This is a genomic window from Ruegeria sp. O4 (assembly GCF_056535125.1).
This window is the reverse complement of record NZ_JBQERO010000001.1, coordinates 163831-186355: the sequence shown is the minus strand read 5'-3', so window position 1 is coordinate 186355 and position 22525 is coordinate 163831. Positions and strand designations below refer to the sequence as shown.

23 protein-coding genes and 1 pseudogene are annotated in these 22525 nt (G+C 56.9%); 10 read left to right on the top strand and 14 right to left on the bottom strand.

What is annotated here, in order from left to right; translation table 11 throughout:
• Positions 1–2: 2 nt before the first annotated feature.
• The 7 genes from ACR0J7_RS00890 to ACR0J7_RS00860 all read right to left on the bottom strand — a co-directional run bounded on the left by ACR0J7_RS00890 (position 3) and on the right by ACR0J7_RS00860 (position 7398).
• The gene (locus ACR0J7_RS00890; protein ID WP_267364504.1) at positions 3–518 is read right to left on the bottom strand and encodes a nucleoside deaminase; all 516 of its coding nucleotides are present in this window, start codon (positions 516–518) and stop codon (positions 3–5) included.
• Positions 515–826, bottom strand: a complete 312-nt coding sequence (locus tag ACR0J7_RS00885; protein WP_480481130.1) for a DMT family transporter — start codon at positions 824–826, stop codon at positions 515–517. Before ACR0J7_RS00885 ends, ACR0J7_RS00890 begins: the two co-directional genes overlap by 4 nt.
• Before the next feature lie 153 nt (positions 827–979).
• The gene (locus ACR0J7_RS00880) at positions 980–2356 is read right to left on the bottom strand and encodes a TRAP transporter large permease (protein WP_480485777.1); all 1377 of its coding nucleotides are present in this window, start codon (positions 2354–2356) and stop codon (positions 980–982) included.
• On the bottom strand, positions 2356–3033 hold the full coding sequence (locus ACR0J7_RS00875) for a TRAP transporter small permease (RefSeq protein ID WP_209504065.1): 678 nt from the start codon (positions 3031–3033) through the stop codon (positions 2356–2358). The genes ACR0J7_RS00880 and ACR0J7_RS00875 overlap by 1 nt, the downstream gene beginning before the upstream one ends.
• 116 nt (positions 3034–3149) lie before the next feature.
• Entirely contained in the window at positions 3150–4151 is a 1002-nt protein-coding gene (locus tag ACR0J7_RS00870) for a DctP family TRAP transporter solute-binding subunit (RefSeq protein WP_209504066.1), read from the bottom strand.
• A 287-nt stretch (positions 4152–4438) separates the two neighbouring features.
• Positions 4439–5668 carry a sigma-54-dependent transcriptional regulator gene (locus ACR0J7_RS00865; RefSeq protein WP_480481133.1) on the bottom strand — a complete coding sequence of 410 codons (1230 nt, stop codon included), beginning with the start codon at positions 5666–5668 and terminating at the stop codon, positions 4439–4441.
• Positions 5665–7398, bottom strand: coding sequence for a sensor histidine kinase (locus ACR0J7_RS00860; protein WP_480481135.1), 1734 nt, complete (start codon positions 7396–7398; stop codon positions 5665–5667). Before ACR0J7_RS00860 ends, ACR0J7_RS00865 begins: the two co-directional genes overlap by 4 nt.
• 46 nt (positions 7399–7444) lie before the next feature.
• Between ACR0J7_RS00860 and ACR0J7_RS00855 the strand changes: the two genes are divergently transcribed.
• A complete protein-coding gene (locus ACR0J7_RS00855) occupies positions 7445–8626 on the top strand; it encodes a cytochrome P450 (RefSeq protein WP_480913018.1) in 1182 nt (393 codons plus the stop codon).
• 45 nt (positions 8627–8671) lie between these two features.
• On the opposite strand, the gene ACR0J7_RS00850 is transcribed toward ACR0J7_RS00855, so the two are convergent.
• Complete coding sequence (locus ACR0J7_RS00850) at positions 8672–9154, bottom strand: Lrp/AsnC family transcriptional regulator (protein WP_267365581.1); 483 nt, start codon at positions 9152–9154, stop codon at positions 8672–8674.
• Positions 9155–9328: 174 nt separating this feature from the next.
• On the opposite strand from ACR0J7_RS00850, the pseudogene cobA reads away from it, so the two are divergent.
• The 7 genes and pseudogenes from cobA to infC all read left to right on the top strand — a co-directional run.
• Positions 9329–10075 (top strand): annotated as a pseudogene (cobA, locus tag ACR0J7_RS00845) (uroporphyrinogen-III C-methyltransferase); the annotation flags it as partial.
• The gene (locus tag ACR0J7_RS00840; protein ID WP_480481139.1) at positions 10075–10389 is read left to right on the top strand and encodes a DUF2849 domain-containing protein; all 315 of its coding nucleotides are present in this window, start codon (positions 10075–10077) and stop codon (positions 10387–10389) included. The pseudogene cobA and the gene ACR0J7_RS00840, both read left to right, overlap by 1 nt.
• Positions 10390–10454: 65 nt before the next feature.
• Positions 10455–12119 carry a nitrite/sulfite reductase gene (locus ACR0J7_RS00835; protein ID WP_480481141.1) on the top strand — a complete coding sequence of 555 codons (1665 nt, stop codon included), beginning with the start codon at positions 10455–10457 and terminating at the stop codon, positions 12117–12119.
• Positions 12109–12870 (top strand): phosphoadenylyl-sulfate reductase, encoded by a 762-nt coding sequence (locus ACR0J7_RS00830; RefSeq protein ID WP_267365586.1) that lies wholly within the window; start codon positions 12109–12111, stop codon positions 12868–12870. Before ACR0J7_RS00835 ends, ACR0J7_RS00830 begins: the two co-directional genes overlap by 11 nt.
• Complete coding sequence (locus tag ACR0J7_RS00825; RefSeq protein WP_480537756.1) at positions 12867–13274, top strand: DUF934 domain-containing protein; 408 nt, start codon at positions 12867–12869, stop codon at positions 13272–13274. The genes ACR0J7_RS00830 and ACR0J7_RS00825 overlap by 4 nt, the downstream gene beginning before the upstream one ends.
• 107 nt (positions 13275–13381) lie before the next feature.
• Positions 13382–14215, top strand: coding sequence for a ferredoxin--NADP reductase (locus tag ACR0J7_RS00820; RefSeq protein WP_480537754.1), 834 nt, complete (start codon positions 13382–13384; stop codon positions 14213–14215).
• Between the two features lie 116 nt (positions 14216–14331).
• Positions 14332–14922 carry a translation initiation factor IF-3 gene (gene infC, locus ACR0J7_RS00815; RefSeq protein WP_480492811.1) on the top strand — a complete coding sequence of 197 codons (591 nt, stop codon included), beginning with the start codon at positions 14332–14334 and terminating at the stop codon, positions 14920–14922.
• 57 nt (positions 14923–14979) lie between these two features.
• Here the strand turns inward: infC and ACR0J7_RS00810 are convergent, their stop codons facing one another.
• The 3 genes from ACR0J7_RS00810 to ACR0J7_RS00800 all read right to left on the bottom strand — a co-directional run bounded on the left by ACR0J7_RS00810 (position 14980) and on the right by ACR0J7_RS00800 (position 17532).
• Positions 14980–15369, bottom strand: coding sequence for a hypothetical protein (locus ACR0J7_RS00810; protein WP_267365589.1), 390 nt, complete (start codon positions 15367–15369; stop codon positions 14980–14982).
• 76 nt (positions 15370–15445) lie between these two features.
• Positions 15446–16762, bottom strand: a complete 1317-nt coding sequence (locus ACR0J7_RS00805; RefSeq protein ID WP_480913015.1) for an aspartate aminotransferase family protein — start codon at positions 16760–16762, stop codon at positions 15446–15448.
• Positions 16759–17532: a beta-keto acid cleavage family enzyme gene (locus tag ACR0J7_RS00800; protein WP_480537750.1), complete on the bottom strand. Its 774-nt coding sequence runs from the start codon at positions 17530–17532 to the stop codon at positions 16759–16761. Before ACR0J7_RS00800 ends, ACR0J7_RS00805 begins: the two co-directional genes overlap by 4 nt.
• 86 nt (positions 17533–17618) lie before the next feature.
• Here ACR0J7_RS00800 and ACR0J7_RS00795 point away from each other — a divergent pair, with 86 nt between their 5' ends.
• A complete protein-coding gene (locus ACR0J7_RS00795; RefSeq protein WP_480913014.1) occupies positions 17619–18518 on the top strand; it encodes a MurR/RpiR family transcriptional regulator in 900 nt (299 codons plus the stop codon).
• A 43-nt stretch (positions 18519–18561) separates the two neighbouring features.
• On the opposite strand, the gene ACR0J7_RS00790 is transcribed toward ACR0J7_RS00795, so the two are convergent.
• The gene (locus tag ACR0J7_RS00790) at positions 18562–19563 is read right to left on the bottom strand and encodes a molybdopterin-binding protein (protein ID WP_480505369.1); all 1002 of its coding nucleotides are present in this window, start codon (positions 19561–19563) and stop codon (positions 18562–18564) included.
• Positions 19560–20528 carry an XdhC family protein gene (locus ACR0J7_RS00785; protein WP_480913013.1) on the bottom strand — a complete coding sequence of 323 codons (969 nt, stop codon included), beginning with the start codon at positions 20526–20528 and terminating at the stop codon, positions 19560–19562. Before ACR0J7_RS00785 ends, ACR0J7_RS00790 begins: the two co-directional genes overlap by 4 nt.
• 224 nt (positions 20529–20752) lie before the next feature.
• Here ACR0J7_RS00785 and ACR0J7_RS00780 point away from each other — a divergent pair, with 224 nt between their 5' ends.
• Complete coding sequence (locus ACR0J7_RS00780; RefSeq protein WP_480485800.1) at positions 20753–21259, top strand: hypothetical protein; 507 nt, start codon at positions 20753–20755, stop codon at positions 21257–21259.
• Between the two features lie 4 nt (positions 21260–21263).
• Here ACR0J7_RS00780 and ACR0J7_RS00775 read toward each other — a convergent pair whose 3' ends face one another.
• Complete coding sequence (locus ACR0J7_RS00775; protein ID WP_480564977.1) at positions 21264–22523, bottom strand: vWA domain-containing protein; 1260 nt, start codon at positions 22521–22523, stop codon at positions 21264–21266.
• Positions 22524–22525 lie beyond the last annotated feature (2 nt).

Below are 22525 nucleotides of genomic sequence, written 5' to 3'. Positions count from 1 at the left end.
CTTTACTCGGCAATATCTTCGGCCCAAAGCTCTGGCTTTTCTTCGATGAACCGCTGCATCAGTGCGATGCAGTCAGGATCGTTGGCTATCACCACCTCGACACCGCGTTCGCGCAGGAAGTCTTCGTTGCCACCAAAGTTCTGGGTATCGCCGATCACCACACGCGGGATACCAAACTGAACGATAGTGCCCGAGCACATCATGCAAGGTGACAACGACGTGTAAAGAACCGTATCCCGATAGGTTTTCTGACGTCCCGCTTTGCGCAAGGCATCCATTTCGCCATGTGCGATCGGATCCCCGCCCTGCACACGTTGATTACGCCCTTGTGAAACAATATCGCCACCCCGCGCCAGAACTGACCCGATCGGGCATCCACCTTCGTCAAACCCGGCTTTGGCCTCGTCATAAGCAACGCGCAGCAGGCGCTTGTCGGTCTCGGTCAGCATTCCGGTCTCCATTTCCCGTGTTTCCTGAACCCTGCCCAAGCGCAATAGCTTGGTCAATAAAGGGCTCATGCCAGCTTCATCAGGATAAGACCCGACACGATCAGAAGGGCCGCGAGAATCCGCGCAGGGCTTAGGGCTTCGCCCAGAAACAGGATACCGACACAGAACGCCCCCACTGCCCCAATACCCGTCCAGATGGTGTAAGCCGTGCCTAATGGCAGGTCGCGCATCGCCAGCGCCAACAGGCCGAAAGAGCCGATCATCGAAAGAGCCATCAAGGCCGTAGGCCACAATCGGGTGAAACCAGCCGATTGCTTCATCGCTACAGCCCAGACGATTTCCAACAGGCCAGCAAAAAGAAGAAAGATCCAGGGCATATGACAACCTCGTATTCGTTCGGGTCGTCCCGAAAGATGTCCCATTATGGGGAGGTCGTCCTCTGAACCCTAGTTAAGCACTTGATGCCGGGGTTCAAGATACGAAAAAGCCGGGCAGTCGAAACCGCCCGGCTACGTGCATCGTCAAACCACCTAATTGGTTATGATTTCCGGGCCCATGAAGGTGTTGGGCAGGAATGTCGAGATCCACGGAATATACGTCACCATAATCAGGAAGACGAAGAGAACAGCGAGGAACGGCAGCGCTGCCCTAACAACGCTCATCATCGGCATACCTGCAACGCCCGAGGTTACGAACAGGTTTAGACCAACCGGAGGCGTAATCATTCCGATTTCCATGTTCACCACCATAATGATGCCCAGATGGATCGGATCAATGCCCAACTCGATGGCAATCGGGAACACCAGCGGTGCGACGATCACCAACAGGCCCGACGGCTCCATAAACTGACCACCGATCAGCAGGATCACGTTCACAACGATCAGGAACGCCACCGGCCCTAGCCCTGCGGTCAGCATCGCCTCGGCGATATGCTGCGGCACCTGTTCGTCCGTCAGAACATGCTTAAGGATCAGCGCGTTGGCGATCACGAACAACAGCGTCACCGTCAGCTTGCCCGCCTCGAACAGTGTATGCTTGGTATCGGGGTGAAAGAACGCCGTGACCAACGCGTAAGGCTTTTTCAGCAGCGGCAGGTTCTGTGCGTCCCCTTCCGTACTCAGCGGCCCCATGTCCTTGTAGACGAAACTGGCGATGAAAAAGGCATAGACGGCAGCAACCGCGGCAGCCTCGGTCGGGGTAAAGATACCCCCATAAATGCCACCCAGAATGATAACGATCAGGAACAGGCCCCAACCGGCCTCGCGGGCCGAGGTAAAGACCTCACCCCACCCCTTCCATTCACCCTTGGGCAGGTTCTTGACCTTTGCAATGACATAAATGGTGATCATCAGCATGAAACCAGCCATCAGACCGGGAATAACGCCAGCCAGAAACATGCGCCCAACTGAAACTTCGACGGCGGCGGCATACACAACCATCACGATGGACGGTGGGATCAGGATGCCCAGCGTACCCGCGTTACAGATCACACCGGCGGCAAACTCTTTGGAATACCCAACCTGGCGCATACCTGCGATGACGATCGACCCGATAGCTACAACCGTGGCCGGGGACGATCCTGACAACGCGGCAAACAGCATACAAGCAAACACACCCGCAATCGCCAGACCGCCGGGCAGATGCCCTACGCAAGCAATCGAGAAACGGATGATCCGGCGCGCCACACCGCCCGTCGTCATGAAGGACGAGGCGAGAATGAAGAACGGGATCGCCAACAGGGTGAAATGCCCCTCGAACGCCTCAAACAGCGTGCCTGCGACTGAAGCCAGCGAACTGTCGGAATAGATCAGCAGGAACAGGGTCGAGCTGAGGCCAAGTGCAACCGCAATCGGAACGCCGATCAGCAGCAGGCCGATGACCATCGAGAAAAGAAGGATAACGTCCATCAGTCATGCACCCCTTGTTGTGCGCGGACTTCCTCAATCTCGTCCTCGACTTCGTGGCTGGCGACAAGGCGATCGGTCTCACCACGCCAAATTTGAACGGCGACCTGCGTAAACCGGATCACGAGCAGCAGCATGGATACCGGCAGAACCAGGTAAGGTACGACCTTGGGCAGTTTTTCATACCCCTCGCCATAGTTGATCAGGTCTTCCAGAAAGCGCAGCGGCGCGACCATGGGGATGTCGTCTACCTCGTAGAAACTCTGGCTGCGTGCGCCGAAATCAAACCCGGTAGGGAACCAGCGGCCCGATGTTGGCGGCAGATCTGCAAAGACGGCCCAATAATCATATGCCCCTTTGAGCATCAGCAGAGAAAACACCAGACAGCATCCAACCGAGACCAGCGCCATTAGGCGCCTCGGTGCTGGCGCCAGCATGTTCAGGATTGCATCCACGCCCAGATGAGCATGTTTCTTGACTGCGTAAGACGCGCCCAGCAGCACCAGCCAGCCAAACGTGAACACTGTCAACTCAAGTGCCCATAGGATATTGGAATTAAAGACAAACCGCGCAATCACGTTGGCAAATGTAACGACCGTCATAAGGCCCAAAAGCAACGCGATCAGGGTTTCTTCGATATGGTCGATCAGCCCGCCCTGGCCGGAGTTCGCACCAGACATCTTTCAGTCCCCGCATTTTATTGAAGAGAGAGTTGAGAATGGGGCGGGCCATTTCAGCCCGCCCGGCCTGCGCGTCGAATACTCCCCAGTCCCCGGACGCGCGGTCTTTGACCGGATCAGAACCCGGCGTTGATGGCCTGTGCCGCGTCGATCTTGTCCTGACCCACGTCACCGGCGAATTTGTCCCAAACCGGTTTCATCGCGTCGACCCAGGCCTGACGCTGTTCAGGGGTCAGTTCACGGATGACGCCGCCTGCATCGATGATCGACGCTTTGGCCGCTTCGTTCACAGCAAAGGCTTCTTTGTTCCGGGTCTCTGTAACTTCGGCCAGAATAGTCAGGAACTGATCCCGCACCGCCGGATCAAGACTGTCCAGCCAATCCACCGATGTCACGACCAGATAGTCGATGATGCCGTGGTTGGTTTCGGTGATACCGTCCTGCACCTCAAAGAACTTCTTGCCGTAGATGTTCGACCAAGTGTTCTCCTGCCCGTCCACAACGCCCTGTTGCAGCGCGCCATACACTTCCGAGAATGCCATTTTCTGCGGGCTACCACCGATGGCTTCCATCTGTGCCACCAGCACATCTGACGACTGCACGCGGAACTTCAGACCGTTTGCATCCGACGGATCAACCAAAGCCTTGTTGGCCGACATCTGCTTCATGCCATTGTGCCAGAACGCCAGACCTTGCAGGCCACGACGCTGCATGCTGTCTTTCATCGCCTGCCCCTCGGCCGAGGCCTGGAACGCGTCTACAGCGTCGACATTCTTGAACATGAACGGCAGGTCAAACAGGCGGAACTGTTTGGTGAACTTCTCGAATTTCGACAGCGAGGGCGCGGCCAGCTGCACGTCGCCCTGCAACATCGCTTCGAGAACTTTGTCATCGTTGTAGAGAGTCGAGTTCGGGTAGACCTCAACACACATCGTGCCGTTCATTTCATCGTTGACCCGCTGTTCCAGCAGCGAGGCCGCGATGCCTTTGGGGTGTTTGTCGGTGTTCGTCACATGCGCGAACTTAACGACGATTTCGCCTTCATCGCATGCAGCCATACCAGCCGTTGCGGTTACCGTCAGAGCAAGCGCAGTTGCTGCCGTTGTCAGAAGCTTCATCTGATATCCTCCCAGAGTTCTTTGAAACTTGCAGTCGACGCTGGGTAAGCGCCGTATGGTGTGCAGTGAAGCGACTCAGGGTAAAGCACACAACTTTTGACTGCGATTACAGGAAATGTCTGATTACCTGTTTGATACCAAGGCGTTACATCTTTGCTGGTTCGGGTTCTGCACTTCACAGTTCTGAGCCGTGCGAAAACTCGCACATTCTCAGAGAGGCTTGTGCGGATTTCCGCACAAATTTCGAATCAGTTCATCCGAATCAGATGCGCCATTCCGGTTCCTGCTTATCTGCGGTAATCCTCGGGACGAATCTGATAGCGCGCCAGCTTGTCGTAAAAGGTCTTGCGCGGCAGCTTCAGCGCCTTGGCCGCATCTGACGCTTTTCCATTGTGGCGGCCCAAAGCTGCAATCAACAAGGATCGTTCAACCCGCGCCATCTGTTCGCTCAACCCCAGATCCGTTGCCTGCGTAACCTCCTCGGGCATTCCAAGAACAAACCGCATTGCTGCTGACATCAGAGAACGGGCGTTGCCCGGCCAATCGCTGGCCATCAAGGCCGCCAGATGTTCAGACGAAATCTCGGGAATTGCGATGCCTGCCTGCTCGGCCGCTTGCGCCACATAGTGGCGAAAGATGACCGGAATGTCGTCGGGGCGTTCCGCCAGTGAAGGAACACGCACCCGCATTACATCCAAACGATAAAACAGATCAGCGTTGAACCGCCCTTCCGAACTTAACGCGGATAGGTCGGCGGTTGTTCCTGCAATAATACGCCCCCCCGGACCGCGCTCGATGATCTCCAACGCCGCAAACTGCGTGGCTTGGGGCATGGCGGACACTTCGTCCAGAAACAGGGAACCACCCACGGCATCGCCGCAGCTTCGGGCAAGATCATCGGGGCTTAGGCTTGAAGCCGGACGTTTGACAAAAGGCCCCTGACCAGCGGGTGACATCAGGTGAACCACTTCGGCCACTTTGGATATGCCGCTGCCCGGTGGGCCTGTAACAAGAACTTCGGCCCCTGTCGGTGCGACGGTCCGCACGCGGTCCCGCAGCGCTTCGGCTTGCGGAGACAGACCAAAAAGCAAACGTGCTGCCGGGTCCCCCCTTTCAAGTTCGGATTTTAAGGCGCGCTGTTCCAACACTTGGGTGCGGGCTGCGAATGCGCGTTCAAGAACGTCCATCAGGTCAGACGCAGCGCAGGGTTTTTCGAGAAAATCAAACGCTCCTTTTCCGATGGCTTCTACGGCCATTGGGATATCACCTTCTCCGGTCAAAAGGATCACCGGAAGCTCGGGGTCGATGTCCCGAGCATACGCCAACAAGTGGAAGCCATCCCGCCCGGGCATTCGAATGTCCGAAATAATCACACCGGGGAAATCCCGCCGAATATGATCCTTGGCCGCCACAAAAGAACCGGCTGTTGTCGGTGCGTAATCTGCAAGTTCAATGGTTTGCGCCAATGCCTCGCGAACAGCTGCGTCATCATCGACCAACAGAACCCTGCGCATCATGCAGCCTCTTCTTTTCCGTAGGGCTCCAGCTCGACGGTAAACACTGCGCCATCAGCCGTGTTTGCCCCGCGGATTTCACCCCCAAAGCTTTGAACAAGACCATATGATATAGAAAGACCAAGCCCCAGACCTTCAGATGATCCTACGCTTTTGGTCGAGTAAAACGGCTCGAACACCCGGTCGGGGTCTTCGATCCCCGGTCCGGTATCCTGCACAGAAACGCGCAACCGGTCTTCTTCGTGCATCACAATCGAAATGTACCGCTTGGGTCTCCCCAGCATCGCATCCGCCGCGTTATTGATCAGATTAACAAAGACCTGCACCAAGCGGACTTCACCCCCCCAAACATAAACCGCAGCCTGTCCCGGTTCCCATTCCAGCGTCACATCATCGTCACGCAATCGGGTTTCGGTCAATTCGACGGCAGTTTTCAGAACCTGCACCAGATCGACCCGGCCCATCGGTTCGCTTTCGTTGCGGGCAAACGCGCGCAGGTTCTTGATGATCCGGGCCATGCGGGCGGCCATTTCCGAAATACGCCCAAGGTTTTCGCTGGCCCTGTCGCCTTTGCCGCGTTCAAGAAAGGCCGTACCATTGTCGGCGAACTGCTGGATTGCCATCAACGGTTGGTTGAGTTCGTGGCTGATCCCCGCCGACATCTGCCCCAACGCGCTGAGCTTACCTGCCTGCACCAGCTCTGCCTGCGCTTTTTTCAGTGCTGCTTCGGCCTCCTGACGCTCTGCAACTTCGCGGCGCAATGCGGTGTTTGCTTGGGTCAAAGCACGGGTACGCTGCGCCACCCGGCTTTCCAGAACCGTGTTGGCATTCGCCAGCGTCCGTCGCCGTTCCATCGCAAGATACAGCATCGCGCCAAACGCCAGACAGATCGCGGCGACCGCCGCCGCCTGCAACCCGGCAAGTCGCCGGGCCGGGGCCACGTCCACCAAAACCTCGGCGGTCATATCGATCACAGGCAATTCAAGCGTTAGGTGCAACGCATCGCGTGGCAAATACCGCCCCCAGTTCAGCCGCCACAATTCATGCTGGCCGACCCGCGTCGCGGCAAAATCCACCGAGGCACCCTCTGGCGGTGTCAGCCCGGACTGACCAACCTCGCGGCTCCAGAACAGCAAGTCCGACCGGTTTGAGATGAAGACGACGCCGTCAGAATCAACAAAGAAAACGGCTTCGGTACTGCCCCGCCAAGTTTGTTCAATATCCTGGACATCGGCAACCACCATCACTGCACCTTCGACTTGCCCGGAGGCGGCAAAAGTCGGAGCGGCATAGGAATATATCCGGTCGCCACTGTCCGGAGCCACCTCATGCGCTGTGCCAGCCGCACCCTGCATGGCGCGCCTGAACGCTGGATGTGCGGACATGTCTCGCTGTGCCACTGGCTGTGCGGCGACCAGAACCCGACCGCTGCGATCCAGGTACATCATGTTGACGGCCGCTGTCTTGTCGGCAACGTCCAGCAACATCGCTTGCGCGTCATGTATTTGTGTCGGTGTATCCAACGCGTGCAAGGCGGGATGTGTCGCCATCAGAACCGCCAGTTCCTGGTAGACCTGCATCTGAGTGCTGAGCCGATCCGCCGCCAGTTCAAGGTCGGCTTCGGCCTTGTCACTTAGCTGAGACAGCGCCTGACGATAGCCATAAGACCAAACAAAACCTGACAGCAGCCCGACAGCGGACAAAAAACCGACAATGATCCAAACTCTCTGCATAGACAGGGTCTTGCATTCAACGCGGCTCGTGGCAAGTGTGCGTCGCATGAAGTCATTCTCGCAATCCCCGACAGACCCGGGTTTCGTTCAGAACCCCTACCCTTTCTATGATCAGGCCCGCGCTGCTGGTGATCTGTTCTATTGGCGCGACTACGATATGGTTGCTGCGACGTCTTGCCGTGCCGTGCGGGCACTTCTTCGCGACCGCCGGTTTGGGCGGGAAGTTCCGCCTGAATGCGCGACACAGGGCCCCGCCCATTTGGCCCCCTGGCTGGCTATCGAAGCCCATTCGCTGCTTGAAGCTGAACCCCCGCGACATACCCGCCTGAGGGCGCTTGTTATGCGCGCTTTCACGTCGCGGGAAATTTCTGCGTTGCAGCCTTCCATTGAATCGCTATGCCACAGTCTTGTCGAGGCGTTTCCGAATACACCTTTTGATCTGCTGAGTGCTTATTGCACTCAGGTCCCGGTGATAACCATCTGCCGACTTCTGGGCGTTCCCGAAGACATGGCGCCCAACCTGTTGCAGTGGTCGCATGACATGGTCGCGATGTATCAGGCCAACCGGACGCAGGCGACCGAGGATAAGGCCGCCAAGTCCTCTCAGGAGTTCACGGATTTCCTGTTGGGATACATTAACCAGCGACGCAACGATCCGCGTGACGATTTGATCACCCGGCTTATCAGCGCCGAGGAGGAAGGCGAAAAGCTGTCCATCGACGAGCTGGTCGCAACATGCATCTTGCTGCTGAATGCAGGTCACGAAGCAACCGTGCATTCGCTGGCAATCGGTGTGAAAACCCTGTTGCAAACCCATACCAGCCCCGACGTTCTGGCACCGGACCAGATCGACGCAACGATCGAAGAAATCCTGCGCTATGACCCGCCTTTGCATATGTTCACACGGTATGCGTATGAAGACGTTGACATATTTGGGCATTCGTTCAGGCGCGGTGATCAGGTCGCGCTTTTGCTTGGCGCTGCAAACCGCGACCCTACCGTCTGGGATGAACCCGAAATGTTTGTTCCCACGCGCTCGATTGAGGTCAACACAAGTTTTGGTGGAGGCATCCACTTCTGCGTCGGCGCCCCTTTGGCAAGGTTGGAAATGCGCATAGCCCTGCCCATTCTGTTCAACAGCTGCCCGAACCTGCGGCTTGCCGATCCGCCGACCTACTCAGACAGCTATCACTTCCATGGTCTGGAACGGTTAATGGTTCAGGTCTGACCTATATAAGGCGCGGATCGATCCGGCGCTGGCAGCACCTGCCTTCTATGCCCCTTCAACCAATGCGTTGAGGGGAAGCATCGTTGTGGACTTGATTTCTTCCATCGACAAAAGCGCGGTCACGTTGTGCACCCGCACTTCCGAAATCAGCGACTGGTAGAATTGATCATAGGCGCGCGCGTTCTTGACCCGAACCTTGAGAATATAATCGATGTCGCCTGCCAGCCGATGCGCCTCCTGCACTTCGGGATGTTCGCGCAATGCCTTAAGGAACTTGCGCTGCCACTCAGCCTCGTGTTCCGACGTGCGGATCAAAACAAAGAAAGTCGCCTCAAACCCAAGCGCTTCGGCATCCAGCAAAACCGTTTGCTGACCAATGATTCCCGCACTCTTGAGCTTACGAATACGATTCCAGACAGGCGTCTTTGAACTGCCGACCCGAGCCGCTATTTCGTCCAGTGACTGCCCTGCATCACGTTGCAGCTCGGCCAGAATTTTCCGATCCGTATCATCTATCCGCACCGACATTCCAATATTCCTTCCACATCGAAGCTTTCGTTCCAAAATTTTGTTTCGATGGAACGTTTGTCCTTATTTGAGCGCCCATATGGCGCTTTGGTGGGAATATTTCCTATATTGAGGGTCAAGTCAAACCACACCCGAGATGATCCGATGCAGGACGTTCGCACAACAGGCACCAAAGGGCATGTCGACTTTGTCGGCGCAGGTCCGGGCGACCCCGAGTTGCTGACACTCAAGGCGCTGACTGCGTTTGAGCAGGCTGATGTTGTGCTGCATGACCGCCTTATCAGTGAACCCGTTCTGGACATAGCCGGTCAAAGCGCCGCTTTGGTTGATGTCGGCAAAGTCGGGTTCGGCCCATCCTGGAAGCAAAGTGATATCGACGCTCTTTTGGTCGAATATGCCCTGAAAGGTAACCGCGTGGTCCGCCTGAAGTCCGGCGATCCCACTGTCTTTGGTCGTCTGGATGAAGAGATTGAGGCCGTCGAGGCGGCTGGAATCACGTGGCAGATCATTCCCGGTATCACGGCGGCCTCTGCCGCGGTGGCTGGTATCGGCCAAAGCCTGACTCAACGCGGCCGGAATTCCTCGGTGCGGTTCCTGACCGGGCATGACATGAAAGGTTTTGCCGATCATGACTGGAATGCCCTGGCACGGGCCGGTTCGGTTGCTGCGATCTATATGGGCAAGAAATCTGCCCGCTTTATCCAGGGTCGCCTGATCATGCACGGTGCCGATCGCGCCACTCCAGTCACACTGGTCGAAAACGCCTCGCGTCCGAACCAGCGGATTCTGGCCACCACACTGGATCAACTGCCCGCCGATCTGGCCGCCGCCGAAATGGACGGACCAGCCCTGACATTCTATGGCCTTGCCCCGCGCGAAGCAACGCAGGCCGTAACCGAATTCAACAAGGAGCTTGCCTGATGGCCCGCGCTTTTACCCCCAAAGTCGTCACCGCAAATGATTTGCTGATAGGTGACGTCATTTACCAGACCGAAGATGACAGTTGGACGCGTGATCTGTCGCAAGCGGAACTGATCACTGACGAAGCACATGCACAGGTGCGTCTGCTGGATGCGGCGCGTCAGGCAAATAAAGTCGTGGGCACTTATCTGGCCGATGCCGTTGCGGGCAAGAACGGCCCCGAGCCCACCCATTTTCGGGAAGATTTCCGCCGGACTGGTCCGTCCAACTATGCCCACGGCAAACAGGAAACTTCCCCGCAGCCCCGGGCCTGACCTCTGGCCATCTCTCTCCCCTTCAAGGCCCCAAGGTTCGGGGCTGCAAACAAGGACAGCTAGACATGTATCGCTACTCCGAGTTCGACACAGCATTTTTGGCAGAACGTAACGCGCAGTTCCGCGCCCAGGTGGAACGCCGCATCGACGGCTCGTTGACCGAAGACGAATTCAAGCCGCTGCGCCTGATGAATGGGCTGTATCTGCAGCTGCACGCCTACATGCTGCGCGTCGCCATTCCCTATGGCACGCTGAACAGTGCACAGATGCGTCAACTGGCGCTGCTGGCCGAGAAGTGGGACAAAGGCTATGGCCATTTCACCACCCGTCAGAACATCCAGTACAACTGGCCAAAGCTGAGCGACGTGCCGGATATGCTGGACGCGCTGGCCGAGGTTGGCATGCACGCCATCCAGACTTCGGGCAACACCATTCGCAACGTGACCGCCGACCACTTTGCCGGTGCCGCTGCAGATGAGGTCGCTGATCCCCGCCCTTACGCCGAATTGCTGCGCCAGTGGTCGACCGACCACCCGGAATTCCAGTTCATGCCGCGCAAATTCAAGATCGCCATCACTGGCAGTGAAAACGACCGCGCCGTGATCAAGGCGCATGACATCGGCCTGCAACTGGTTGAGCGTGACGGCGTTCTTGGCGCGCGCGTCATTGTTGGCGGTGGCCTTGGCCGTACGCCCATGATCGGCAAGGAATTGTCCGAGTTTGTCGCCTTTGACGACCTGCTGGCTTATCTGGAAGCCACCGTTTCAGTTTGGAACCAGATTGGTCGCCGTGACAACAAGTACAAGGCACGTATCAAGATCACCGTGCACGAGCATGGCATCGACGCTATCCGCGCCAAGGTCAACGAACGCTTCCTGAAGGTCCGCCCGCAGTTCAAAGGCGCGGATATGAACCTGCTGGAAGAGATCAAGGGCCACTTTGCACCGCCTGCCTTCCGCCATGCTTCGGTTGCGTCGTTTGAAAGCGCCTATACCAACGATCCGGTCTTCCGCTCGTGGGTCGACACCAACATCGCGCCGCACAAGAATGCGGACCACGCGATTGTAACGATCTCGATCAAGAAGCATGGGGCAACACCGGGCGATGCAACTGCCGAGCAGATGCGCGTTATGGCCGATCTGGCCGAAGAGTTCGCCTATGACGAGCTGCGGATTAGCCATGAGCAGAACGTGATCCTGCCGCATGTCCACAAATCGGACTTGCCTGCAATTCACGCCAAGCTGAAGGAATACGAGCTGGCAACCGCCAATATCGGTCTGATCAGCGATATCATCGCCTGCCCCGGCATGGATTATTGTGCGCTGGCGACGGCGCGTTCGATCCCGGTTGCTCAGGAAATTGCAACGCGGTTCGAGGACCTGAAGCTCGAGCATGACATCGGCCACCTGAAGATCAAGATCTCAGGCTGCATCAACGCCTGTGGTCATCACCATGTCGGCCATATCGGCATTCTGGGTCTGGACCGCGCAGGCGTGGAAAATTACCAGATCACTCTGGGTGGCGATGCGACCGAAACTGCGGCAATTGGTGATCGCACCGGTCCGGGCTTTGCCTATGACGAAATCGTTCCTGCCGTAGAGCGCATTGTCGACACATATCTGAACCAGCGTGCAAGCGCAGAGGAGACATTCCTGGAAACATATCGCCGGGTGGGCATGGCGCCGTTCAAAGACGCCCTCTACCCCGAGGCCCGCGCAAATGCCGCTTGACCTGATCCAGACGGAACTGGGCCGGGACAGACGCGAACTGACTGAACGTGTCGAAGACCTGAATGCCCGGTTCCGGCACCACAGCGCCCATGATGTCATGCATGGAGCAATTGATGAGATCGATGAGCTTGCTCTGGTCTCGAGCTTTGGTGCGGAATCCGTCGTTCTGTTGCACATGGCGGCGGTGGTGAACAAGGCAACGCCCGTTCTTTTCGTGGACACGCAAATGCTGTTCACCGAAACGCTGGAATACCAGCAGGAGGTGAGCGAGCGTCTGGGGCTTACCAACATTCGCATCATCCGGGCCGAGGATGCAGAGGTTGAACGCGAAGACCCATACGGCGCATTGCGCCTGCGCGACACGGACGCGTGCTGCAACCTGCGCAAGACTTTCCCGCTGCAAAGGGCACTGGTGGGGTTCGATGGCTGGATAACCGGACGCAAGCGGTTTCAGGCAGGCACGCGCGCTGCGCTGGAATTCTTCGAGGTCGAGGACGGAACAGGCCGGATCAAGGTCAACCCGCTCGCCCATTGGGCGCCCGAGGATGTGCGGGCCTATATGGAAGAAAACAACCTGCCCCGGCATCCGCTGGTGGCCAAAGGATACCCTTCGATCGGCTGTGCGCCCTGCACCTCGCCTGTCAAAGAGGGCGAAGACCCCCGCGCCGGACGGTGGCGCGACCAGAACAAGGAAGAATGCGGCATCCATTTTGTCGATGGCAAGATGATGCGCATCGGAGAGAAAACATGAACGTAATCGTAACGGATGAGGGCTTTTCGCCTGATGACTGGACCGACGGCTTTGTCACTCTGGATGATGCCGCCAATGACGTAATCGCGCTAGACGTGAGCTCGGAGACAGACCCGGACGAACTGTTTGACCGGTTGGGCGGCACGAGGCTGGTTCGGGTAGACTTCCCGTCTTTCGCAGATGGTCGCGGATTTACCATCGCTCGCACATTGCGCCTGAAGGGCTACAAAGGTCGGCTGCGCGCCAAAGGGCATGTGCTTGCCGATCAATACGCCATGGCGCGCCGCAGCGGCTTTGACGAGGTCGAGATCGACGGAGAACTGGCAGACCGCCAACCCGAGGATCAGTGGCTGGCCCGCGCGAACTGGAAAGAGAATAACTATCAGGCCCGCCTGCGCGGCTGATCCCGCGATTGCCAGCCTGTGACGCAAAGGGGGCAATCTGTCCCCTTTTCCTGACTTGGATCAAAGATTAAACGGAGATGTCGGTTTAGCAGACCGGCAGGTAAACGATGACAGAGATGAAGCCCGTGAGCGAAGCAACCGCCGTAAAAGTCCCCGTCCTTCCGGATGCGCAAACTGTAACCGAAGTCAAACACTGGACCGACAGCCTGTTTTCATTCAAGGTGTCGCGCCCGGCCTCGCTGCGTTTCCGCTCGGGCGAGTTTGTGATGATTGGTCTTCTGGGCGACAACGGCAAGCCGTTGCTGCGCGCCTATTCCATCGCCTCGCCCTCGTGGGATGAAGAGCTGGAGTTTTATTCGATCAAGGTTCAGAACGGCCCGCTGACCTCGAAATTGCAACATATCAAACCGGGTGACCAGATTATCCTGCGTCCCAAACCGGTTGGCACATTGGTGCATGACGCCCTGCTGCCCGGCAAGCGCCTGTGGTTTTTTGCGACCGGCACCGGCTTTGCGCCTTTTGCCTCGCTGCTGCGTGAACCGCAGACTTATGAGGATTATGACGAGGTCATCATTACCCACACCTGTCGCGAAGTGGCAGAGCTGGAATATGGCCGTCAACTGATCGACAGCATCCGTCAGGACGAACTGTTGGCCGAACTGATCGGTGAAGGATTTGCCGACAAGATCCGCTATTACCCGACCACCACACGGGAAGAGAGCCCAAAGATGGGTCGCATCACCACTTTGCTTCAGGACGGCACCGTGTTTTCCGACTTGGGTATTGACGGTGGCATCAAGCCCGAAACCGACCGTGCAATGGTATGCGGTTCGTTGGCTTTCAACCTAGATATCAAGGAAATCCTCGAAGGGTTTGGATTGCGTGAAGGTGCCAACTCGGAACCCAAGGAGTTCGTGATCGAAAAAGCCTTTGTCGGCTAAAGCAACCCTGCGTTCAGGGCTTTGCCACCCTGAACGCGAAAAACACCGGCAGAAAACAAGTTTTTTCGCATTACCCTGTATTTATGCCGCTTGAAGTGCGGCTCTGCCCGGTTTAAATTCCGGGCTCGAAATTCTGCAATCATCAAAGGAATGAACCCATAGCTCGCAGACCTCACAACGCGCCGCCACAGAGAGACACAGGCCCGCGCGTCAATGATAAGATCCGTGCCCCCGAAATTCGCCTGATTGGCGCCGAAGGTGAAAACGTCGGGGTGGTTCATCCCGCCAAAGCCATGCAGATGGCCGCAGATGCAGGTCTTGATCTGGTCGAAATCTCGCCCAATGCGAACCCACCGGTCTGCAAGATCATGGATTTCGGCAAGTACAAGTACGAAACGCAAAAACGCGAAAACGAAGCGCGCAAAAAACAAAAAGTCATCGAAGTGAAAGAGGTCAAGTTCCGACCGAACACAGATACGCATGACTATGACGTCAAAATGAAGAACGTCTTTAAGTTTCTGGAAAAGGGCGACAAGGTCAAAGTCACCCTGCGCTTTCGCGGCCGTGAAATGGCGCACCAGAACCTGGGTCGCGAATTGCTGGAACGTGTGGCCGAGGACATCAAAGAGGTCGGCAAGATCGAAAACATGCCAAAGATGGAAGGCCGTCAGATGGTCATGATGATCGGCCCGCTTCCGCATAAGTAATCCGCTTAAAAGACAGAAACGATCAAAGCCCCTTCGCTGCCGAAGGGGCTTTTACGTTCAGGTCGCGCGTCTGCTTCGTAACCAGTTGACCGCATCTCTGAAGTCGAAAAGCAAGGAAATTATGTCAACGATCAGAAGCACCCAAAGAAACTTGATAAAGGCAATGCTCAGGGTCGCATCGGAAAACAACAAAAGCGTTACGATGACAACCAGTGGAACCCAGCACAGAATGTGCGGCAAAGCCATCGCACCGCTCATCCCGCGCGCAACCGCCATGATGGGTATGTTCAGCGCCATACCGGTAATCGCCAGAACAGCGATGAGCATCCCCTGCGGCTGATCCAGGAAAGCAAGCGGAACCAAATTAACCGGCACCAATATTACGGCCACCCAGATCTGAACCCAAAGGGGAAGCGCGCGGAAGCTGCGCCAAATATCCAGCACCATTGATTTCGCCTTTTCAGATACTTCTCCCGCGACACTAACAAATAAGCTGCGGGCGAACAGTGCACTCACGGTAATGTCAAAGCACGGCGGAAATGGCGCGTTCCAGTTTGCTGACGAGTTCGCCTATCTGTTCCTCTTCGATGATAAAAGGTGGTGCCAGCAGGACATGATCACCATTCCGGCCATCCCGCGTGCCAGCCATGGGATAGCAGATCAACCCTTCGGCCAGTGCTGCCTTTTTCACCTTACCTGCGATGCCGCGTGATGGATCAAAAGGTTCCTTGGTGTCACGGTCAGCGACCAGTTCAACACCTCGGAACAACCCACGACCACGGATATCTCCCACGTTCGGGTGCTGTCCGAATGCTGCCTCAAGGGCGGATTGCAGCTTGTTGCCCATGACCCCGGCACGCGCAGGTAAATCCCGTTCGGTCAACTCACGGACCACCGCCAATGCGGCGGCTGTGGCGACCGGATGACCGACATAGGTGTGCCCATGCTGGAAAAACCCTGATCCATCGCGAATCGCGTCATAGATCTTACCGGTGCACAGCATGGCCCCGATTGGTTGATATCCAGCCCCCAACCCCTTGGCAATACAAAGAATATCCGGTTCGATACCGTCATGATCACAGGCAAACAGGTGACCGGTTCGGCCCATACCACACATCACCTCATCCAAAATCAACATCACACCATAGTGGTCGCAAATCTCGCGAATACGCTTGAAGTATCCTTCAACCGCAGGAACTGCGCCAAGGGTGGCCCCGACCACTGGTTCGGCCATAAATGCCATGACCGTATCGAGACCCAGCCGCAGAATTTCAGTTTCCAATTCATTCGCCACACGCTGGCCGTAGTCAAAACTGCTCTCGTCTTCCGGTTTTTCGGCATATTCGTAGCATGCAGAGATATGGGTCATCTCGATCAGCATCGGGGCGAATTGTGCCCGTCTCCATGCGTTGCCCCCGGCGGACAAAGCCCCCAAAGTGTTGCCGTGATAGCTTTGCTTTCGCGCGATAACGTGACGGCGTTCAGGTTGTCCGATTTCAAGGAAATATTGGCGCGCCAGTTTGATTGCCGCTTCGGTCGCTTCGGACCCGCCCGAAACAAAATACACACGGTCCAGATCCCCCGGTGCATGCCGGATCAACAATTCGGCCAAAGCCTCGGCCGGTTCCGATGTCATGAACCCGGTATGTGCAAAAGCGATCTGTTCCACCTGTTGCTGTACCGCTTGGATCACGGCCTGATTCGAATGACCCAGACATGATACCGCGGCATCACCGCAATCCAGGTATCGCTTGCCCTCTGCATCAATCAGATAACAGCCATCGCCGCCAACCGCGACGGGGAGGTCCGATTTCGTGTGACGTGGGAAAACATGACTCATTTCTTTGCCCTTCCAAGCAATTCAACTAATGCTGCGACCGAAGCCGCGTTATCTGCCCAAGGTCTGCCATCCGGCCCCGTCAGACTGTTTTCAAACCCAACCCGCACGTCACCACCGCGTCGTGCAGCCTCGGCCAGACAGGCATGTTCTTGCGCACCAAAGGCGCACACCATCCAACGAGCCGGGCTTTTTGGAAAAGCCTCGAGATCGGCTGGCATAGATTGCTGTCCATCGCTGTATCGCCCCAGAACAAGCAAACGGTCTGTCTGGTTCGCCTGTACGATGCCCTGAGCGCGCCAATGGTCCAGTAATCGTGCGTCCTCTGCATCATACAAAATGTGCTGAACCCGTGTGCCCTGATCCGCGCATTGTGCATAGACCCTGGGTGCAAGGTTAAGGTCGCGGGCGATTTCACGCACCGAGATTGAGGCCCATTCAGGTCGCACCTTTCGCAGACAGTCCAGTTGCGATGCTACGTCGAACTGCCCGGCGGCTTCAGTCGTGATCTGTAGCTTCATTTCTGGAACCTCGCGCTGCAATTCCGCGAGCGTTTCCCGGTACAATCCGGCGTCCAGTGAATGCCGTCCGTCTGCATCTCGAATATGCAGATGCAACCCGTCCGCACCCGCAGCAAGACAATCCCGTGCTGACGTGACGATCTGATCAATCCTGAGCGGTAAGGCGGGATGATCCAACGCGCTCCGCCGGGCGCCGTTTGGCGCAACCAGAATGTAGGGCCTGTCCAAGCTGTCAGTTGTTTTTGATGTCATAGCACCACCCAAGTCTTTGCCTTCAGTTAGATTCGCTGGATGACGTTTTCAATTTACACTAAAGAAAACATATGTTTCTTTTTGGTATGGCACCCACCCTTGCAGCCTTGACCAGCCAAATTCGGCGCGAGATCGACGAGATGCCTGCGCAGATGCAAGTCGCGGCGAAATATATCATCGACCATCCCGGTGATTTCGGCCTGAACCCGGTCCGGGTGACCGCTGACCGGATCGGCATCAGCACCAGTGTTCTTGTTCGACTGGCACAGCGTATGGGTTTCGACAGTTTTGACGCCTTCCGCCACCCATTTCGCCTTGCCCTCACAACAGACAGCGAAGACAGGATAGGTCAAGAGTGGCTAACCACATCACCCGGCCAAGACCTTTTCCACGGCGCACAGGCCAGATTCGCGCGCAATGAGATGAATGTTGTGTCCCGCTCTCTGCGTCTGATGGAGCCGAATTTGGCCAAGCGTGCCGTTGAGTACATGGTGTCTGCACGTCACTGTTATGTGACCGCCACAAGGTCCAGTCATGCGCTGGCCTATTATTTTCACTACGCGGGGCGCATGGCCCATCCCGGATTACAGCTGATACCTCGGCACATGGGCTCGGCCATCGATGACCTGGTCGAGGCCACGTCCGAGGATTGTTTGTTTGCCATCACGGTCCATCCCTACTCCGCAGATACGATCCAGTCGATGCGCTTTGCCCGCGACAGGGCCATAAAGATTGTACTGCTGTCGGATAGCGAGGTGATTGCCCCCGGCGTCAACCCGGATGTGGTTCTGCCCGTCAGCACCCGCACATTACATCCGTTTTCAAGCTTTTCCGGCGCGATGGCGGTTCTGGAATGCCTGCTCGGTCATCTCTTTGATGCAGGGGGCGAAGCTGCACGGGATAGGGTCGAACAGTTTCAAAAAGCGCGGGAGGACACCGGCGCGTATTGGCGGCCCGGCGTTTTGCCAAGGATGAGAAAACCCTAGAATATCAATAGTACATACGCAATATAGCGGACCTTGGCGGCGGTCAGTCGTTTCGTTTCGCTCGCGGCTGGGGTCTGGTCGGGATTTCCTTCAACAACCCGCCAACCCCCATTCCGGCAATATCTGCGCCTGTTGTTTCAATCCCGCATGCGACACGCGACAGCACCCAATCCGCCCCATTCAACGCCGGAGAGCGGGCGCATCCCGGCAAACCGATCACAGGTCGGCCTTGCAGGTCCCCCAGAAACAGCAGGTTTCCCGGATCAACCGGCATACCAAAGCGATCAATCGTCCCGCCAGCCAGCCGAACGGCCGACGGTGCGACGTCGTTCGGGTCCGAGGTGGCCGAACCCGTCAATATCATCAGAAGATCACCTTTCCCCTTAGAAATCGCGCTGGTCAAAGTATCCGTTCGATGCGGAACAATCTGCACCTCCGAAAGCTCCATTCCCAATGCCTCGACCCGTCCCCGAATTGCGGCAATCCCCTTTTCGTTCGGCGGCCCACCGGGAATTTCCGTGACAACAAGACCGGCTGTCCGATGAACTGGCCGCGCCAAACGCACAGCTCCTTTTGCCAGCCCGGCGGCGCGCTGAACATCAGCCTCTGGCACGGCATATGAGATGACCTTGATGGTCGCCACCATGCCGTTCGCCCCCATTTGCTGGTACTGGGGAACGGTCGCAACGGTAATCATCGGATTGACCTGATTGAACATTTCAAGTGCGTGAACATCAAGCACGGCAACCCCGGGCCCATCGGCCAAAAGATTTACCCGCCCGGTAAAAGCCTCGGTTACCCGCAAGTTGGCTGAAGCTGGATCAGGTGCCAGCGCAGACGCCAGTTTGCGTGCCGCCTGATCTTCATGGCAATCACCGGTATCCAGCCGGGCAACAATGACCTCGCTTAAACCAGCCTTTTCCAGTTGCGCTACATGTTCCGCGCGCAATTCAAGCCCTTTGCGGAGCTTTCGCCCATCCGCTGTAACCGAATGCGCCAGAATAGCTCCTTCTGCCCGGGAGACCGGTACAGGCCCAAATTTCATGCCTTCCCTCGAAGAACTGCAGTGATCTGCGCCAGTATCGCAACCGCGATTTCCGAGGGACCGGCGGCCCCAATATCCAGGCCAATGGGCCCATGAATGCCAGAGATTTGCGCATCGGTGAAACCAGCCGCTTTCATACGCTCAATGCGCTTGGCATGGGTGCGTGTTGACCCCAATGCACCGATATAGAACACATCGGCGTCCAATGCGGCATGTAGCGCCGGATCATCGAGTTTTGGGTCATGTGTCAGCAGGACAATCGCGGTCCGCGCGTCCAGTCCCAGCTTCGCAACAGCTTCATCCGGCCAATCCGTCAGGATCGTTTCGCCGGGAAAACGCGCACTGGACGCGAAGGCGTCACGCGGGTCGATAATGGTTGGATCATAGCCCGCAATCCGCGCCATCGGTACCAGAGCCTGCGCGATGTGAACCGCCCCAACAACCAGCAACCTCAGCGGTGGGTTATGTACTGCGACAAAGGTCTGGCCATCCTCTTCGAACCCTGACCGATCCATACGCAGCCTGTCGGCATAAGCGTTGCGGCGCAGCGCCCTGCGCCCGGTCTCGATGTTGACTTCGTAGGCAACGGGCGTTCGAGCGGCCCGAGCGGCTACCAGTTCCGCCAACATAGATTCTGGCAGGACTTTTCCTATGGGTTCGACAAGAATGCGTATGGTCCCCCCACAGGCCAAACCAACCGCGAAGGCATCGTCGTCACTGACCCCGAATTCAAGCAAACGCGCTTCGCCTTCATCAATGGCTTCAAGCGCCTCGACGATAACAGCACCTTCGACACATCCACCAGAAACAGAGCCTTCTATCCGACCATCACCGCCAATCACCAATTGGGATCCCACCCGCCGCGGCGCACTGCCCCAGGTTTCGACAACTGTAGCGAGCGCCGCGCCGCGCCCGCTGCGGTGCCAGTCAAGCGCCGTTTCAGGACTGTTGTCGAATCGCTCCATCGGAACCTCCGGATGACCTATGACACCAACATAAGCGGGATTTGCGGGATGAAAAGCGCACCAAGCTTACCAAAAGGTCTATATTGAACCCCATAAGGCAACGCCACGGCCTGAAAGATATTCAACAAATCATAGCATTGATTGTTTGTGACCCGAGTTCTAGCCTGTACAGGCAACCGGCATCGGGTCTGGCTTGCATACCAAACAATTCATAGATCGGAGACATGCAGTTGAAACGTATTCTTGCACTGGGCGCGGCAGTTGGTCTTTTGACTTCAACCGCAGCGTGGGCTGACACATTCCAACGCTATGGAGAGGTTGAAGGCTGGAAAATCTTCATCGACAATGAAAAGAAATCCTGCCTGATCGAGGCCGTTGATGATGCGGAAAACGTCGTTCAGATGGGTCTGACCGAAGATCGCGGTGTGGGATATGTCGGCGTGTTCACCAAGGCTGAAACCGATATCAAACGTGGCGAGACGCAAGAAGTCGCCATCCTGCTGGGCGACAACATCTATCTGGGTGAAGCGACCGGCATGAAAGGTAACATCACCAAAGGCTATTCCGGTGGTTATGTCCTGTCGGACAGCCCTCAGTTCGCGGATGATCTGGCAAAGAAAAAGGTCATGATCGTGTTCCCCGAGACATCCTATGCCTTCACGGTCGATCTGACAGGCACTTACAAAGCCATGGAGATGGCCCGCAAGTGCAACGAAGAGCAGCTGTCGTAATCTGCTAATCAGAAAGCGCGGCCATCAGCCGCGCTTTCTGCCCCTGGTCGTCGGGTTCTGAAATCGCTGCGGCCAAGTCTTCGAGTGAGGCAATCGAATGCCCTGCGCGAAAACTGTCAACATGCGGCAGCATCGCGGCAACGCCTTGCGCCCTGGGTGCGAACCCGTCCCAACGCAACAAGGGATTCAGCCAGATCAGGCGTTTTGAGGAAAGGTGCAGACGCTCGATCTCTTTCCTGAGGAGCTCGGGATCACCCCGCTCGAGCCCGTCGGTGATCAGCAGAACGACCGCCCCTTGCCCCATCACCCGGCGTGACCAGTCCCGATTGAATTGATGCAGACACTCTCCGATGCGAGTGCCGCCTTCCCAATCCTGCGCCTCGGCCCCTGCGGCGGCAAGTGCCGCGTCTACATCCCGTTGGTGCAGGTGGCGCGTTATGTTGGTCAGGCGTGTGCCGAATGTGAAGGCATGGACCTTCGCCCAACCCGCTCCCTTGGTGTTCGATACCGTGTGCAGGAAATGCAGGATGATCCGACTGTACTGGCTCATCGAGCCGGAAATATCGCAAAGTGCGACAAGATTTGGCCAGCGCGGTTTGGGCTGTAGCCTGGCAATATCGCGCAACTCACCTCCTTGCCGCATGGCCGCGCGCAAGGTGCGGGCACGGTCGATGCGGTGCCCCAGATGGCTGGTCTGCCCGCGGCGTGATTCAATTGGCTTTACTGGCAGTGTCATCCGCGCCAATACGCGCTTGGCCTGCGCTATTTCGACCGTGCTCATCTGCTCGAAGTCCAGATTGCGCAGCCGCTCCTCGGACGATGCGGTCTGGGTTGCGTCGATTTCGATCTCGGTTTCGTCTTCCTCCTGTCCTGCAGCGTCCGGCAAATCACGCTCAACCCCGTCCAGCAGCGCCTCAGCTGCGCGCTTTTCAGCGGCATCGGCATTGCGTTCTTCCTGAACGCCGCGAATTGCAGGAAGCATCATAGCCATCATGTGTTCCATGTAACGCGGATCTCGCCAGTACATTCGGAAGACTTGCGCGAAAACCACGCGGTGTTCCGGGCGGTTCACGAAACAGGCGTGTAAGGTCCAATAGAAATCCTGTTTCTCGGAAAAACCTGCCGCCTGCACGGCACGAATTGCGTCGATCACACGACCGGGTCCGATTGGCAGCCCAGCCTTTCTGAGTGCGCGGGCAAAATGGGTGATGTTGTGCGCCAGCTTTGGGTTGTCCGGGATATCCAGCGAAAGTTGTTCGGCCATCA

Coding starts and splice junctions, on each gene's coding strand:
- ACR0J7_RS00890 (WP_267364504.1), bottom strand. CDS start 518: ATGAGCCCTTTATTGACCAAGCTATTGCGCTTGGGCAGGGTTCAGGAA.
- ACR0J7_RS00885 (WP_480481130.1), bottom strand. CDS start 826: ATGCCCTGGATCTTTCTTCTTTTTGCTGGCCTGTTGGAAATCGTCTGG.
- ACR0J7_RS00880 (WP_480485777.1), bottom strand. CDS start 2,356: ATGGACGTTATCCTTCTTTTCTCGATGGTCATCGGCCTGCTGCTGATC.
- ACR0J7_RS00875 (WP_209504065.1), bottom strand. CDS start 3,033: ATGTCTGGTGCGAACTCCGGCCAGGGCGGGCTGATCGACCATATCGAA.
- ACR0J7_RS00870 (WP_209504066.1), bottom strand. CDS start 4,151: ATGAAGCTTCTGACAACGGCAGCAACTGCGCTTGCTCTGACGGTAACC.
- ACR0J7_RS00865 (WP_480481133.1), bottom strand. CDS start 5,668: ATGATGCGCAGGGTTCTGTTGGTCGATGATGACGCAGCTGTTCGCGAG.
- ACR0J7_RS00860 (WP_480481135.1), bottom strand. CDS start 7,398: ATGCAGAGAGTTTGGATCATTGTCGGTTTTTTGTCCGCTGTCGGGCTG.
- ACR0J7_RS00855 (WP_480913018.1), top strand. CDS start 7,445: ATGAAGTCATTCTCGCAATCCCCGACAGACCCGGGTTTCGTTCAGAAC.
- ACR0J7_RS00850 (WP_267365581.1), bottom strand. CDS start 9,154: ATGTCGGTGCGGATAGATGATACGGATCGGAAAATTCTGGCCGAGCTG.
- ACR0J7_RS00840 (WP_480481139.1), top strand. CDS start 10,075: ATGGCCCGCGCTTTTACCCCCAAAGTCGTCACCGCAAATGATTTGCTG.
- ACR0J7_RS00835 (WP_480481141.1), top strand. CDS start 10,455: ATGTATCGCTACTCCGAGTTCGACACAGCATTTTTGGCAGAACGTAAC.
- ACR0J7_RS00830 (WP_267365586.1), top strand. CDS start 12,109: ATGCCGCTTGACCTGATCCAGACGGAACTGGGCCGGGACAGACGCGAA.
- ACR0J7_RS00825 (WP_480537756.1), top strand. CDS start 12,867: ATGAACGTAATCGTAACGGATGAGGGCTTTTCGCCTGATGACTGGACC.
- ACR0J7_RS00820 (WP_480537754.1), top strand. CDS start 13,382: ATGACAGAGATGAAGCCCGTGAGCGAAGCAACCGCCGTAAAAGTCCCC.
- ACR0J7_RS00810 (WP_267365589.1), bottom strand. CDS start 15,369: ATGGTGCTGGATATTTGGCGCAGCTTCCGCGCGCTTCCCCTTTGGGTT.
- ACR0J7_RS00805 (WP_480913015.1), bottom strand. CDS start 16,762: ATGAGTCATGTTTTCCCACGTCACACGAAATCGGACCTCCCCGTCGCG.
- ACR0J7_RS00800 (WP_480537750.1), bottom strand. CDS start 17,532: ATGACATCAAAAACAACTGACAGCTTGGACAGGCCCTACATTCTGGTT.
- ACR0J7_RS00795 (WP_480913014.1), top strand. CDS start 17,619: ATGGCACCCACCCTTGCAGCCTTGACCAGCCAAATTCGGCGCGAGATC.
- ACR0J7_RS00790 (WP_480505369.1), bottom strand. CDS start 19,563: ATGAAATTTGGGCCTGTACCGGTCTCCCGGGCAGAAGGAGCTATTCTG.
- ACR0J7_RS00785 (WP_480913013.1), bottom strand. CDS start 20,528: ATGGAGCGATTCGACAACAGTCCTGAAACGGCGCTTGACTGGCACCGC.
- ACR0J7_RS00780 (WP_480485800.1), top strand. CDS start 20,753: ATGCAGTTGAAACGTATTCTTGCACTGGGCGCGGCAGTTGGTCTTTTG.
- ACR0J7_RS00775 (WP_480564977.1), bottom strand. CDS start 22,523: ATGGCCGAACAACTTTCGCTGGATATCCCGGACAACCCAAAGCTGGCG.